Below are 14637 nucleotides of genomic sequence, written 5' to 3'. Positions count from 1 at the left end.
GTCATTTACTGTGATCCCACCGTCATTCCTGCAGGACCTGCTCAACCGCGTCGATATCGTCGACGTGGTCGGCCGGTACGTGCAGCTGAAAAAGGGCGGCGCAAACTTCATGGGGCTTTGTCCGTTTCACAACGAGAAGAGCCCTTCGTTTACGGTTAGTCCGACTAAACAGTTTTATCACTGCTTCGGTTGCGGCGCGCACGGCACGGCCATCGGTTTCCTGATGGAGCACGTGGGCGCGTCGTTCCCCGAGGCGGTCAACGAGCTCGCGCAGTCGGTTGGCCTGACCGTGCCGAACGAGCCTTCGCCGGGCTACGGCGGAGGCGGCGGTTTGGGCGGCGGCTATGCGCCGGCAGCGTCGAAGGCCGTCACCACGGCGCTCTCCGACCTCATGCAGACTGCCTGCGACTTTTATCGCAAGCAGCTGCGCGGCGCGACGGGTGCGATCCAGTACCTGAAAAAGCGCGGCTTGACCGGCGGGATCGCCGCGCGTTTCGGCCTCGGCTATGCGCCGGACGGCTGGCAGAACCTCGAGGCGGCCTTCCCGAACTATCGCGACGACGGGCTCGTCGAGGCGGGTCTCGTGATCGTCAGCGAAAAGTCCGACGGGCAGGGGCAGAACCGCCGCTACGACCGTTTCCGCGAGCGGATCATGTTCCCGATCCGCAACGTGAAGGGGCAGGTGATCGGCTTCGGCGGGCGCGTGCTCGACGGCGGCGAGCCGAAATATTTGAATTCGCCCGAAACGCCTTTATTTAACAAAGGCAGCGAGCTGTACGGCCTGTTCGAGGCGCGTCTCGCGATCCGCGAGCAGCATTACGTGCTGGTCGTCGAGGGCTATATGGACGTGGTCGCGCTGGCCCAGCTCGGTTTCCAGAACGCGGTCGCGACCCTTGGCACGGCCTGCACGCCGATTCATGTGCAGAAACTGATGCGGCAGACCGATACGGTCATCTTTAGCTTCGACGGCGATTCGGCCGGCCGGCGCGCCGCGCGCCGCGCGCTCGATGCCTGCCTGCCGCACGCCGCGGACAACCGCACGATTCGCTTCCTGTTCCTGCCGGCCGAGCACGATCCGGACAGCTACGTGCGCGAGTTCGGCACCGAGGCATTCGCGGAGCAGGTCGAGCGCGCGATGCCGCTGTCGCAATTCATGCTCAACGAGGTGCTGACCGGCAAGGAGCTCGATCAGCCGGAAGGCCGGGCCCGCGCGCTGTTCGACGCGAAGCCGCTCTTGCAGGCGCTGCCGGCCAACGCCCTGCGCGCGCAGATCATGCACATGTTCGCGGACCGGCTCGACGTGCCGTTCAACGAAGTCGCGGCGCTCTGCGAGGTCGATGCGCGGATCGCGGCTGCGGCGCGCGAGGCGCCGGCCCGCAAGGACCGCCGCAGCGTGACCGGGATCGAGGAAAAGACGCTGCGCAATCTGGTGATGTATCCGCGCACGGTCGCGATGCTCGACAGCGAGGCCGAAGAGGCGCTGCTCACGGTGACGCGGCATGGGGAACTGTTCGGGGAAGTGACCACGCATGCGCGCGCGCTCGGCGATTCGGCGGAATTCCAGTTGTTGTCCGATCTCTTGCGAAATGGCGCGAACGCCCCAACTTTCGAGGAAATCTTTCGCAAAATTCTAGACTATGATGAAAACGTCCGGGATTTGCTGCTGAAAGACCCACAGGACGCGGCTGTCATCGAGGAACGGCGCGAACAGGAGCGGATCGTCGGCGAGGAGCTGAAGGCTGCGATTCTGAAGATGCGGTATGACGCTTATTGCGATCGTCTCGAGCAGCTTTCGCGACAATCCCGGCATTCGCCTGAGGAATTCGCCGAGCTCTCGGAACTCAACCGGAAACGGGCTGACATGAAGCGTCAGCTCGGGCTCTAACGGAGAGGCCGAAAGCTCGGGTGGTATAATAAAAAGTTTCTAGCGGTTTGTTTTTCAAGGGTTTTCCTAGCAAAGGCGAAAGGCGATGCGATGGCAAAGACGACAGGCGGAAATCAGGCAGCAGGCACACGCTCGCAGGAGCGCACCGCGAAGGTTACCGAGGCCAGGCTGACTTCATCCGCCAGAAAATCGTCTGCTGTCAGCGTTGCGCCGGCCGGGAAAAAATCGTCGACCACTGCGGCCGCGCAGGCGGCTTCGGTAAGGGCGGCGAAAGCTGTACCACCGTCGGCTGCGAGGCGGCCGGGTGTCGGAAGCGCAAGGGAAGCGGCTGCCGCTGATGACGATGCGGTAGCGCGCGTGACTCCAGTATCCACGGTTCAACCGGCTGTTGTCCAACAGCCGGAGGTCGAGATTACAGCCGGTACGACGAACTCCATGACGAAAAAGCTGAACGAAGTATCTGTCGACGACGATGCAACCCAAGCCGAAGAAACCGCTGCCGCCGCGCCGGGCAAGACGGAGAAGGTCAGGGCTCGCGACCGTCGTGCAAAGGAAAAAGCGCTGCTGAAGGATGCGTTCGCGTCGTCGCAGCCGGGCACGGTGGAGGAACTCGAAGAGCGCCGCTCGAAACTGCGCGCGCTGATCAAGCTCGGCAAGGAGCGCGGCTTCCTCACGTACGCTGAAATCAACGATCACCTGCCGGACAACTTCACCGAGACCGAGGCGATCGAAGGCATCATCAGCACGTTCAATGACATGGGTGTGGCGGTCTACGAACAGGCCCCCGACGCCGAAACGCTGCTGCTCAACGACAACGCACCGGCCGCTTCGTCGGACGACGAAGTCGAAGAGGAAGCCGAAGTCGCGCTGTCCACCGTCGATTCCGAATTCGGCCGCACCACCGACCCGGTCCGCATGTACATGCGCGAAATGGGCACGGTCGAGCTGCTCACGCGCGAAGGCGAAATCGAAATCGCCAAGCGCATCGAAGACGGCCTCAAGCACATGGTGATGGCGATCTCCGCGTGCCCGACCACGATCGCTGACATCCTCGCGATGGCCGAGCGCGTCGCCAACGACGAAGTGCGCATCGACGAACTCGTCGACGGTCTGATCGACGCCGACGCGGAAGACGCCGACGGCTTCTCTGCGCAGGAAGCGGAAGCGATCGAGAACGAAGACGAGGAAGCCGAGGAAGAAGACGAAGAGGACGAGGAAGAAGACGATGGCGCGGCGCAAGCCACGGCCAACGCCGCGCAGCTCGAAGCGCTGCGGCGTGCGTCGCTCGAAAAATTCGCGCTCATCAGCGAGTGGTTCGACAAGATGCGTCGCGCGTTCGAGAAGGAAGGCTACAAGTCCAGGTCGTATCTGAAGGCGCAGGAAACCATCCAGAACGAGCTGATGACGATCCGCTTCACCGCGCGTACCGTCGAGCGTCTGTGCGACACGCTGCGCGCGCAGGTGGATGAGGTGCGCCAGGTCGAGCGTCAGATCCTGCACACGGTCGTCGACAAATGCGGCATGCCGCGCGCGGAATTCATCGCGCGTTTCCCGGGCAGCGAGACGGACCTCGAATGGTCCGACAAGATCGTCGCCGAGGGGCACGCGTATAGCGCGATCCTCACGCGCAACATTCCGGCGATTCGCGAACAGCAGCAACGTCTGCTCGATCTGCAGGCGCGCGTGGTGCTGCCGCTGAAGGACCTGAAGGAAACCAACCGGCAGATGGCGGCCGGCGAACTGAAGGCACGCCAGGCGAAGCGCGAGATGACCGAGGCGAACCTGCGTCTCGTGATCTCGATCGCGAAGAAGTACACGAACCGCGGTCTGCAGTTCCTCGACCTGATCCAGGAAGGCAACATCGGCCTGATGAAGGCCGTGGACAAGTTCGAATACCGTCGCGGCTACAAGTTCTCCACCTATGCGACGTGGTGGATTCGCCAGGCCATTACGCGTTCGATCGCCGACCAGGCGCGCACGATCCGGATTCCGGTTCACATGATCGAAACGATCAACAAGATGAACCGCATCTCGCGGCAGATTCTGCAGGAAACCGGCCTCGAGCCGGACCCGGCAACGCTGGCCGAGAAGATGGAGATGCCGGAAGACAAGATCCGCAAGATCATGAAGATCGCGAAAGAGCCGATCTCGATGGAAACGCCGATCGGCGACGACGACGATTCGCATCTGGGCGACTTCATCGAAGATACGAACACGGTCGCGCCGGCGGATGCCGCATTGCATGCGAGCATGCGCGATGTCGTGAAGGACGTGCTCGACTCGCTGACGCCGCGCGAGGCGAAGGTGTTGCGCATGCGCTTCGGTATCGAGATGAGCACGGATCACACGCTCGAAGAGGTCGGCAAGCAGTTCGACGTGACGCGCGAGCGGATTCGTCAGATCGAGGCGAAGGCGCTGCGCAAGCTGCGTCACCCGAGCCGTTCGGACAAGCTGAAGTCGTTCCTCGAAGGGAATTGAGCGTAGCGGGCTTCGAGAGGTAATCAGTGATGTAGTTTGAGGGGCCTCCTTGTCGTTTCGCATAGGCGAAGCGGTCACGGCGGCCCCTTTTTCGTGTAGTATGTCGGCCAATCGACGAAACAGGCCCGGCCTTCACGACCGGGTCTTTTTCTTCTTGGGCTGGACGCCGTGTTGGTTGCAGGCAGTGGACTCATAATCCACCTCCGAAAGGACACCGTGGGTTCGAACCCCACCCGGCCCACCATTTACTCTTCCGCTGGACTCCCGGGCGTTCCGCCTGATTCTCCGAGGCCCATGCCGGACAGGCATTCTGGGCAGTCTTCAGCTCCTTGGTCTACCGTGTTGGTTCATTGACTTCCGACATTCTCTGAGGGTAGTTTTGGGGGTACGCTGTTCTTCGCGACAGGAGATACCCCCATGCCCCTCTCCGACGCAACAATCCGCAGTGCCAAGCCCAGCATCAGACCGATCAAGCTTTATCGATGTGCTGTCGACTGCAACGACGCCTTTTCGCGGCGGCAGTATCGCGTTCAACAGCTATGAGGCGAACGTGCGATACGATCTGACTGCCGCACTGACGCTGGCAGCCTCTTACAATTACACGGATGCCGGGTAGAACGAGGCGGTTCCTCCTGTTGATATCACTATCAGAATACTGCCCATCGCTGTCCTATAGATACAGCGCGGCTAGCTACCGCGCCTGTGACTGCCGCAAATAAACGCTCCCTGTCGTGTGACGTGAAAATCGTCCAGGCGATGCGTGCAAGCTTGTTGGGCAAACCGAGCTTGTAGGGCAGGTACCAGCGCACACAAAGAACAATGATTCCACGATCAAAACACCGATCATCGAACAATCCTTTCACACCTTTGCGCTTGCGGATCATCGCCTGCCGAGTCATTGAGCGGGCTGCGTTAGCTGATTCCAACGACTTATTTGCACCAGGTACTTCTGTGCTGTGGGCGATCGTCGCACATTGTTCGTGCTTCTTAATTATTGGACGATGATGAGCCAGTTATGCTCACACGCGTTGTGTCGTTGTGGTAACTGACGAATTTTTCAAGCAGGCGCAGAAATTGTTCGCTTTCTTTATTGGTGAACGGTTCAAGTAGCGTCTTCATTTCATATTCCGCCAATTTTTGCGCCTCTCGGAATATTTTTTTTCCTTCATTCGTAAGCTGTATCTCGATCTTTCGAGCATCCTCCGTGCTTTGTGTTTTGGTCAGCAGTCCGCGATCCGTGAGCAGCTTGACAACGAGTGCCGTCGTAGAACGATCCAGACCAATCAGGCGTGATATGCCGATCTGACTGAGTGAGCCGAGGGTATTCACGATGTATAGCACTCCGTACTGACTCGGTGTGATGTTCACCGGCAGGCAAGCCTGGACGAACAGATCAATGGCGATCTGATGTGCACGTCGGAGCATAAAACCTGGTCGGGAATAAAGCTCGGTGAGCATGGCACCTTCAGCATGCTTATCGGGATTAGGTTTGGTCATTTTTAAAATTGATCGCGTAGGTAGCGCGCCTCATTCTAACTGACCTCGGCGCCATCCACGGCCGCAAGTAGGTACATACCCCAGGGTGATAGGAATTTGACTTGCATCAAAGTCTCTTAGTACTATTCGGCAGACGTCTGTCGTTTTTGGGGCGACAAATCTTGAGGTGAGGAAAGCTGCATGAACAAGGAATGTGAAGTCGCGATCATCGGCGCGGGCAATGGCGGGTTGACCCTCGCGCTGGCCCTGCATGAAGCCGGTATCAACTGCCGTGTCTACGAAGCGGTCCCGGAACTCAAACCGCTCGGCGTAGGTATCAACATCCTGCCGCACGCGACCGGCGTGCTCGGACGCCTGGGCGCGAATGAGGCGCTTTCGAAGATTTCGATTTCGACGCAGAACGCGTCGTTCTTCAACCAGTACGGCCAGCACATCTATACCGAAGCACTCGGCACGAACGCCGGGTATGCCACGCCGCAATTCTCGATTCATCGGGGCGAACTGCAATTGGCGCTGTTGAAGATCGTCGAGGAGCGGCTAGGGGCGGATTCCGTGGTTATGGATCGCCGCTGCATCGGCGCAACTACCGTGGGCGATGAAGCACATGTGCAATTCGAGAACGTAGCGGGTGAGAAATTCACGGTGAAAGCCAGCGTCGTGATTTCCTGCGACGGCTTGCATTCGGCGTTGCGCAAGCAGTTCTACCCGGATGAAGGTGCTCCGCACTATACGGGCGTGAACATGTGGCGCGGCGCGCTGAACTGGTCGCCGTTTCTCGATGGCGCGACGTTCGCACGTGCCGGTGCGCTGACGGCCGACACCGGCAAGATGGTGATCTACCCGATCCTGAACAATCCGGACGGCACGCAACTGATGAACTGGGTCGCGGAAACCGTTTCGCCGCAGCCTGCAATGCGCGACTGGAACAGGCAGGGCAGCCTGGACGACTTCTTTCCGGTCTTCAAGGACTGGCATTTCGACTGGCTCGACGTGGCAAAGATGATCGAGTCGACCCAAAACGTTCTCGTGTTCCCGATGGTGGATCAGGAGCCGCTGCCGCGCTGGACGCATGGGCGTGTGACGCTGCTGGGCGACGCCGCACACCCGATGGTACCGCGTGGTTCGAACGGCGCCGGTCAGGCAATCATGGATGCGGAATATCTGACGGCGCAATTCGTCAAGTTCGGCGTCGGTACTGAAGCGCTGGAAGCGTACGACCGCGAACGTGTCACGGCGACGGGCAACGTCGTACTGGCGAACCGCAAGGCACCGCCCGACAAGATTCTCCAGGTCGTGCACGAGCGCACGGGCGGCAAGCCGTTCGCGTCGATCACCGACGTAATCAGCCTGGATGAGCTGCGCGAAATCACGAGCAGCTACAAGGCAGTCGCCGGGTACACGCTCGAAGGTCTGGCGAACAAGGCCGCGTAACAGGAGATGACGAAATGACAGACGTTAAAGCAGACCGTGCCGCGTATTACGGCCAGATCAAACATAGAAATATGGCCCCGTTGTGGGAGTCGCTGCACAACCTGGTGCCGCCGCAACCGCGCCCGCAAGCACGGCCAGCGATCTGGAAATACGCGGAAGTTCGTGATCTGGTGATGCAGTCGGGCGGCTTGATTACAGCTGAGGAAGCGGTACGCCGTGTACTGTTCCTGGAGAATCCGGGTCTGCCCGACAAGGCCAGCATTACGCCCGCGCTGTACGCCGGGCTGCAATTGATCCTGCCCGGTGAAATCGCGCCGAGCCATCGTCATACGCAATCGGCGTTGCGCTTCATTCTGGAAGGCTCGACCGCCTATACGGCCGTCGATGGCGAACGTGTACCGATGCAACCGGGTGATTTCATTATCACGCCGTCGTGGACGTGGCACGACCATGGCAACAAGACTGAAGAAGACGGTGGCGAACCCGTTATCTGGCTCGACGGCCTGGATATTCCGATTGTCTACCAACTCGATCAGGGGTTCGCAGAGAACTATCCCGGCAAGGTCCAACCGGTGCAACGCGAATCTGGCGATAGCGCCGCGCGTTACGCCCAGAACATGCTGCCGGTGCGTCATGTCGCGAGCAACCCGACCTCGCCGTTGTTCAGCTATCCATACGACCGTACGCGTGAAGCGCTCGATACGCTCTATCGCCATGGCGAGGTGGATCAATGGGATGGCGTGAAGCTGAAATTCATTAATCCTGCCACCGGTAGCTGGCCGATGCCGACCATGGCGACTTTCATGCAGTTCCTGCCTGCCGGGTTTCGTGGCCGCCAGTACCGCACGACCGATGCGACCGTGTATTCGGTTGTGGAAGGTTCCGGCGTCGCGAAGGTCGGTGACAGGACGTTTGAATTCGCGGCGAAGGATATTTTTGTCGTGCCGTCCTGGGTGACGGTGAATCTCGATGCTGACGTCGATTCCGTGATCTTCAGCTATTCGGATCGCCCGATCGTCAGCGCTCTCAATCTGCTGCGCGAAGAGCGGATTTAGAGCTCGCTTTACATTCATAAGGAAACAAGATGGCGTTTATTTTCCCCCCTGAAGTGCACGTTGCCGTTCCCGTTTTCGGAACGGAAGATAGCGTTGCTGTACGCCGCGTCTACTGCGTCGGTCGTAACTACGCGGCACACGCCCGCGAAATGGGCTTCGATCCGGATCGCGAACCGCCGTTCTTCTTCTGCAAGCCGGACAATGCCGTCGTACCGGCCGCATATGGCGAAACGCTGGAACTCGCGTATCCGGCGCAGACGCAGAACTACCATTACGAAGCGGAACTGGTCGCCGTAATCGGTAAGAGCGGTGTGAACATTGCCGTTGAAGATGCGTTGTCTTATGTGTACGGCTACGCAGTTGGCCTCGACATGACGCGCCGCGATCTCCAGATGAAGATGCGCGAAATGGGCCGCCCGTGGGAACTCGGCAAAGCCTTCGACCGCTCCGCGCCGATCGGCCCGATCCACCGTGCGAGCGAAGTCGGTCACTTCGAGCAGGCGGGTATCTGGTTGACCGTGAACGGTGAAACGAAGCAGAAGAGCGATGTCACGCACCTGATCTGGTCGGTTGCCGAAACTGTTTCGTATCTGTCGCAATTCTTCCAGATCGAACCTGGCGATCTGATATACACGGGCACGCCGGAAGGTGTGGGTCCTGTCGTCGCGGACCAGACGATAAAGGTCGGCGTCGATCGCCTGGGCGAACTGACCGTGCTGGTTGTCTGATGGAACTACATAGCTTCTTCAACAGTTCGGCATCGTACCGCGTGCGGATCGCCCTCAATCTCAAGGGACTTCCGTACGAGTACGTACCGGTCAATATCCGCACCGGCGAGCATCGCGACCGGGAATACGTCGAGCGCATTAATCCGTCCGCGGGTGTGCCGGCGCTGGTCGATGGCGATTTCAGCCTCGGACAGTCGCTGGCAATTATCGACTGGCTGGATCAGATACATCCGGAGCCATTGCTGATTCCAGGTGAAATAGACGCGCGTGCTCGCGTTCTGGAATTAGCGACGCTCATCGCTTGTGATATTCACCCCGTGAACAACATGCGAATCCTGAAGTATCTGGACAGCGTATTGAAGGTCACACCGGAACAGAAAAACGCATGGTATAGGCACTGGATCGTGGAAGGCATGCAGGCAGTTGAACGTCTTCTGACTGATACAGGCGGCGACGACTGGTGCATTGGCGACGCACCTACGCTCGCGGATTGCTGCCTCATTCCTCAAATCGCGAACGCTGAACGCATGGGTTGTGACCTGACGCCATATTCGCGCAGCATGCGAATCTATCAGCACGCGATGCAGCACCCGGCTTTTTTCACGGCAGCACCAAAACAACAACCTGACTATACGAACTAGTCGGTAGCAGAAGGAGACAAAACAATGAAAAACTCTAAAAAAGCAGTGCTTGCGTGCGCGGTAGCATTGTGCGCCGCCTCCGCAGGGGCCACGGAAGGCGGCAATTCCGCCTACGTGATTGGAGCGCAGACGATCTTTCCCGGTACTCTTGATCCCGGTATGCAATTCCAATCGTTCACGGTGATCTATAACTCCGGGAATTTCAAGGATTCGAACGGCAATAACAAGTTCAAGCAGTTCTCGTCCAACGTTCAGGTGCAGGCGTTCCGCTTCCAGTATGTGCTGCCGGAAGAATTTCACGGCTTCCGCTTCGGCATGGCCGCGCTGTTGCCGTTCTTTCACATCAACACTTATCGTCAGCCGCCAGGCGGTGCGATGATTCACGGCAACGACACGGGCCTGTCAGATCCGCTGATTACTCCCGTCATGATCGGCAATAGCTTCAATGCGCCGTTTCTCGGACATGTGAATCAGGCAGTGCGATTGACGGTGAACGTGCCGATTGGCAATTACGCGTCGAGCCAGCCGTTCAACGTCGGTCACCATTACTGGGCGTTTTTGCCCAGCTACGGCATCGATGTACATCCCGACGACAAAACGACAATCGGGATGAACTTCACGTACATCTGGAATGGTCGCAATCTCAACGATGGGTACCGCAGCGGTCAGGAAACCGTGACGGAATTCGTTGCCATGCGCAAGGTGACGCCGAAACTGTCGTTGGGCTTGAACGGGTATTACTACAAGCAGATTTCCGGTGACGTACAGAAAAACGGAACTCCATTTAACGGTGATGGCTTTTACGGCCGCGCTGTCGCCATTGGGCCTCAGATCCAGTATCAGTTCACCAAGAAAACGGCTGTGACGGTGAAGTGGCAGCACGAAATGCTGGTGCAGAACCGTCCGCAAGGCGAGCGCATCTGGATGCAGTGGTCCTTTAAGCTCTGATGTAGCGCGCCGCCTCTCTTGTGGAGCGGTATGTCATTCGAGCATGGTAAAAACAAGCAGGTGTAAATGAAACGTTTGATAGTAGGTATCACTGGGGCTTCCGGTGCGATTTACGGCGTCAGGACCCTCGAAATCCTGCGTGGGCAAGCGGATGTCGAAACGCATCTGGTCGTTTCGCCGTCAGGCTTGCGGACGCTTGAAGAGGAAACCGGTCTTGGACTGGCACGTTTGCGTGAGCTTGCGGACGCAACGCACAGCTACAAGGACATTGGCGCTTCACTTTCCAGTGGTTCATTTCGCACTTGCGGCATGCTGGTTGCGCCGTGCTCGATTCGTGCATTGAGCGGCATCGCCAATTGCTATGACGCGGACCTCATCACACGCGCGGCTGATGTTTGCCTGAAAGAACGTCGTCGCGTCGTGCTGATGCTTCGCGAGACGCCTTTTCACGCCGGGCATATCGAACTGATGGCACAGGCGACGCGCAACGGGGCAATCATCATGCCACCGGTTCCTGCGTTTTACGCACAACCGAAGACACTTGACGATATGGTCAATCAGACTGTCTCGCGTGCACTGGATCTGTTCGATATCGATGTCGGTATCGCGAAGCGCTGGAACGGCGGACAAAAATTCAAGGCGCAACAGGAAGTCGCAAAAGTACAGAACGTCGGAGACAGAACATGAGCACAACGAGTATGAATGCAGCACCGATCACGGTGGAAGACTGGCTAGCAACGCGGCGCGTCAACGTGTTCCAGATTTTTACGACGGTGTTGTGCGGCCTCGCGGTGTTTCTCGACGGCATCAGTACGCAGATTATCGGATATACCGCACCTGCCATTCATAACGCGCTGCATCTGGATCATCAGCAGATGGGCACAATTTTCTCCACGGGCCTTTTGGGCTTGCTTATCGGAGGCTTCAGTTGCAGTGTGCTGGCGGACCTATACGGTCGCCGCCGTATGCTGATTGCCTGCACGATAATTTTCGGTATTTTCACGGTAGCAACCGGTATGGCTACATCGCCATCTGAAATGCTCGCGTGGCGTTTCATCGCCGGTCTGGGCCTCGGTGGCGCGATGCCCACTGCAATCACGCTGACGGCAGAAATCGCCCCGGCCCGCGCACGCAGCGTTATGGTGATGTCCATGTTCTGCGGTTTTCCCGCTGGAGGCGCAATTGCTGGAGTACTGGTTTCGTCCATTTTGCCGCGTTACGGCTGGGAAGCGGTGTTCTACACCGCCGGCGCCGTTTCGCTGATCGTCGCGCTCGCACTCATCATGTGGTTGCCCGAGTCGCTGGTGTTTCTCGTGAATCGCAATGCGGATGCAGCACGTATCGAGCAGGCGAAGCAGCGCATTTCGCCGCTGAGCGATATTGTCGAATTTACGCGCGATGAGAAGAGAAGCAGCACGCCGGTCGCTGGACTGTTCCAGGAGGGGCGAGCACCCGGCACACTTATCCTGTGGGTGATTTATTTCATTAGCCTCCTGGAAATTTATTTCCTGGCCTCGTGGCTCCCGACCGTGCTCAACAGTGATGGCCGTTCGCTTGCGAATGCTGCATTGGGTACGTCGCTGATGCAGTTTGGTGGCGTTGCCGGTACGTTTGTCTTTGGCCGCTTCATGGATCGCCTGAATCCGCACCGCGTGCTGATGGCTTGCTATCTCCTGGGTTGTTTCTTCATCGGCTCTATCGGCTTCCTGTACAAGAGCAGCATCATCCTGCCGACGCTGTTTCTCGGAGGCATGTTTCTGATCGGCGCTCAATCTGGCCTGAGCGCTGTATCTTCAGTGTTTTATCCGACGAGTGCTCGTGCCACCGGGGTAGGCTGGAATCTGGGCGTGGGTCGTATCGGCTCGATCTGCGGCCCTATGGTTGGCGCGTTACTGCTCAGCAAGAATTTCAGCGTGCAGTCGATGTTCATCTGGATTGCGGTGCCGATGTTTATCGCTGCTATCTTCTCGATGGTTCTGCAATACGTTCGCCCCAAAAACTCCTGAACGGAATCTGTCCGTGCTTTCGTATGGACAACACAAGGAATACATGATGACAAACCACACTCCGCACGCCGATCTGCGTGAATTTCTCGAACGTTGCGACGCCGCGGGCGAACTCGTGCACATGAAGGGCGTACATTGGGATCTGGAAATGGGGGCGATTGCGGAAATCGTCAATCACAAGCGCGCCGAAGCACCCGCGATCCTGTTCGAAGACATCCCGGATTATCCCGGTATGCGCGTGCTGTCGGGCGCAACGAATTCATCGAAGCGACTGGCAATCACACTGGGTTTTCCGGAACCGGCACACCCGATGGATGTGGTGCAGGCGTACCGCAATCGCATGAAGACATTCCAGCCGATTCCGCCGCGAGAAGTCGAAACCGGCTCGATCTTTGACGTTGTCGACCGCGATGACGATGTAAACGTACTCAAATTCCCGGTGCCGAAGTTGCATGAACTGGACGGCGGGCGCTACATCGGCACGCATGACCAGGTCATCATGCGCGATCCGGATGAAGGCTGGATCAACCTCGGCACCTACCGCGTGATGGTGCACGATGAAAAGAGCGTCGGTCTATGGATGTCGCCAGGCAAACAGGGTCGTCAGATTCGCCAGAAATACACGGATCGAGGCCAGCCTACGCCGGTCCTGATTTGCGTTGGCATGGACCCGCTGATGTTCCTCGCGTCGGGCAACGAACTGAAATGGGGGTTGTCCGAATACGATTACGCTGGCGGTCACCGTGGCGCGCCGTTCGAAACGGTCAGGAGCGAACTGTATGGCCTGCCGATGCCGGCGCATGCGGAAATCGTGCTCGAAGGCGAAATCATGCCGGGCGACGACAAGATCGAAGGCCCGTTCGGTGAGTTCACCGGCTACTATGCGAACCATCCGAGCGAACAGCCGGTGGTGCGTGTGCGTCGTGTCTATCATCGCAAGAATCCGATCTTGACGATGGCATCTCCGATGCGCCCGCCTTCGGATTTCAACTTCTCGAAGTGCGTCATGAAGTCCGGCATGATCTGGGATGAAATCGAAAGTGCCGGCCTGGCTGGTGTGAAGGGCGTGTGGGTTCACGAGGCCGGAGCCGCGCGCATGTTCAATGTGATTTCCATCAAGCAGGCGTTTGCCGGTCACGCCAAGCAGGCGGGGCTGCTGGCCGCGGGTTGTCAATCGGGTTCGTATATGGGCCGCTACGTTGTGGTCGTGGATGATGATGTAGATCCGAGCGACATGTTTGACGTGATGTGGGCGATCTGCACGCGCGCTGATCCGGCGCAGGACATCGACATCATTCGCCGTGCGTGGAGCGGCCCGCTCGATCCGATTTACGATTCGGCTTCGTCCACGAACTCGCGTGCGATCATCGACGCGTGCCGTCCGTTCGAACGCATCAAGAACGGTAGCTTCCCGCCTGTTGCGCGGGGGTCGAAGGAGCTGATCGCGCAGGTGGAGGCGAAATTCGCAGATGTGCTGAAGAAAATCTAAGCTTTCCTGTGCATTAGAACAACACGTCTGTTGAATTTGAAATGCGCCCCAAAGGTTGGACACTAACCTAACCTTTTGGGGTGACCAGGGGGCCTTGAACAGTCTGGTCGACGAGGACGAAGCGGCGCGGCGCATCGACGTCCACAAACCGGTCGCGGAGGAGGCTGCTGGTGCCTGTACCGTGTTCGGGATGAGCGATGTCTACCTGGAGGTTTGCGACGCATCATATTCTCAGGTCGAGTGGTGCCTGCTTGCCTTCCTGATCGGGTTCCCTGCATTCGTGGTGAACCGATATGGCCGGAGGACGTCGAGGCTGCTGCAACAATGCTCAGCCAGCCGGGGTAACGGAAGTTTGACGGGTTCCAGGGCCGTCTCGTGCAGCGACCTGACAAGTTGCTTGCGAAACGTCCGGTATCTGGCCCGCCGTCGCGCACCGACAGGTTTTCACATTTGTTCCGTATATAAGAACGCATTTCCTT

12 protein-coding genes and 1 tRNA gene are annotated in these 14637 nt (G+C 58.5%); 11 read left to right on the top strand and 2 right to left on the bottom strand.

Going from position 1 to position 14637, the window contains the following annotated elements; genetic code table 11:
* Positions 1 to 10: 10 nt before the first annotated feature.
* The 3 genes from dnaG to GXB81_RS06355 all read left to right on the top strand — a co-directional run bounded on the left by dnaG (position 11) and on the right by GXB81_RS06355 (position 4607).
* Positions 11 to 1885, top strand: coding sequence for a DNA primase (gene dnaG / locus GXB81_RS06365; RefSeq protein WP_205988660.1), 1875 nt, complete (start codon positions 11 to 13; stop codon positions 1883 to 1885).
* 90 nt (positions 1886 to 1975) lie between these two features.
* Positions 1976 to 4363 (top strand): RNA polymerase sigma factor RpoD, encoded by a 2388-nt coding sequence (rpoD, locus tag GXB81_RS06360; protein ID WP_167283620.1) that lies wholly within the window; start codon positions 1976 to 1978, stop codon positions 4361 to 4363.
* Between the two features lie 156 nt (positions 4364 to 4519).
* Positions 4520 to 4607, top strand: a tRNA-Ile gene (locus tag GXB81_RS06355).
* Positions 4608 to 5010: 403 nt separating this feature from the next.
* Here the strand turns inward: GXB81_RS06355 and GXB81_RS06350 are convergent.
* Positions 5011 to 5262: a hypothetical protein gene (locus GXB81_RS06350; protein ID WP_167039225.1), complete on the bottom strand. Its 252-nt coding sequence runs from the start codon at positions 5260 to 5262 to the stop codon at positions 5011 to 5013.
* Positions 5263 to 5350: 88 nt separating this feature from the next.
* Positions 5351 to 5860, bottom strand: coding sequence for a MarR family transcriptional regulator (locus GXB81_RS06345; protein ID WP_167039227.1), 510 nt, complete (start codon positions 5858 to 5860; stop codon positions 5351 to 5353).
* A 180-nt stretch (positions 5861 to 6040) separates the two neighbouring features.
* Between GXB81_RS06345 and GXB81_RS06340 the strand changes: the two genes are divergently transcribed.
* The 8 genes from GXB81_RS06340 to GXB81_RS06310 all read left to right on the top strand — a co-directional run bounded on the left by GXB81_RS06340 (position 6041) and on the right by GXB81_RS06310 (position 14158).
* Positions 6041 to 7291 carry a flavin-dependent oxidoreductase gene (locus GXB81_RS06340; RefSeq protein WP_205988659.1) on the top strand — a complete coding sequence of 417 codons (1251 nt, stop codon included), beginning with the start codon at positions 6041 to 6043 and terminating at the stop codon, positions 7289 to 7291.
* Positions 7292 to 7305: 14 nt separating this feature from the next.
* Complete coding sequence (gene gtdA / locus GXB81_RS06335) at positions 7306 to 8346, top strand: gentisate 1,2-dioxygenase (RefSeq protein WP_205988658.1); 1041 nt, start codon at positions 7306 to 7308, stop codon at positions 8344 to 8346.
* Between the two features lie 29 nt (positions 8347 to 8375).
* Entirely contained in the window at positions 8376 to 9074 is a 699-nt protein-coding gene (locus GXB81_RS06330) for a fumarylacetoacetate hydrolase family protein (RefSeq protein ID WP_205988657.1), read from the top strand.
* A complete protein-coding gene (gene maiA, locus GXB81_RS06325; RefSeq protein WP_167039235.1) occupies positions 9074 to 9715 on the top strand; it encodes a maleylacetoacetate isomerase in 642 nt (213 codons plus the stop codon). Before GXB81_RS06330 ends, maiA begins: the two co-directional genes overlap by 1 nt.
* Positions 9716 to 9739: 24 nt before the next feature.
* The gene (locus GXB81_RS06320; RefSeq protein ID WP_205988656.1) at positions 9740 to 10663 is read left to right on the top strand and encodes a transporter; all 924 of its coding nucleotides are present in this window, start codon (positions 9740 to 9742) and stop codon (positions 10661 to 10663) included.
* A gap of 66 nt (positions 10664 to 10729) precedes the next feature.
* Complete coding sequence (locus tag GXB81_RS06315; protein WP_205988655.1) at positions 10730 to 11350, top strand: UbiX family flavin prenyltransferase; 621 nt, start codon at positions 10730 to 10732, stop codon at positions 11348 to 11350.
* Complete coding sequence (locus GXB81_RS31355) at positions 11347 to 12669, top strand: MFS transporter (RefSeq protein WP_240158780.1); 1323 nt, start codon at positions 11347 to 11349, stop codon at positions 12667 to 12669. The genes GXB81_RS06315 and GXB81_RS31355 overlap by 4 nt, the downstream gene beginning before the upstream one ends.
* A 43-nt stretch (positions 12670 to 12712) precedes the next feature.
* Positions 12713 to 14158, top strand: a complete 1446-nt coding sequence (locus GXB81_RS06310; protein ID WP_345889882.1) for a UbiD family decarboxylase — start codon at positions 12713 to 12715, stop codon at positions 14156 to 14158.
* Positions 14159 to 14637 lie beyond the last annotated feature (479 nt).

Origin of the sequence: Paraburkholderia sp. Ac-20336, from assembly GCF_017105025.1 — a bacterium.
Lineage (GTDB): Bacteria > Pseudomonadota > Gammaproteobacteria > Burkholderiales > Burkholderiaceae > Paraburkholderia.
This window is presented reverse-complemented; position numbering and strand designations above follow the sequence as displayed.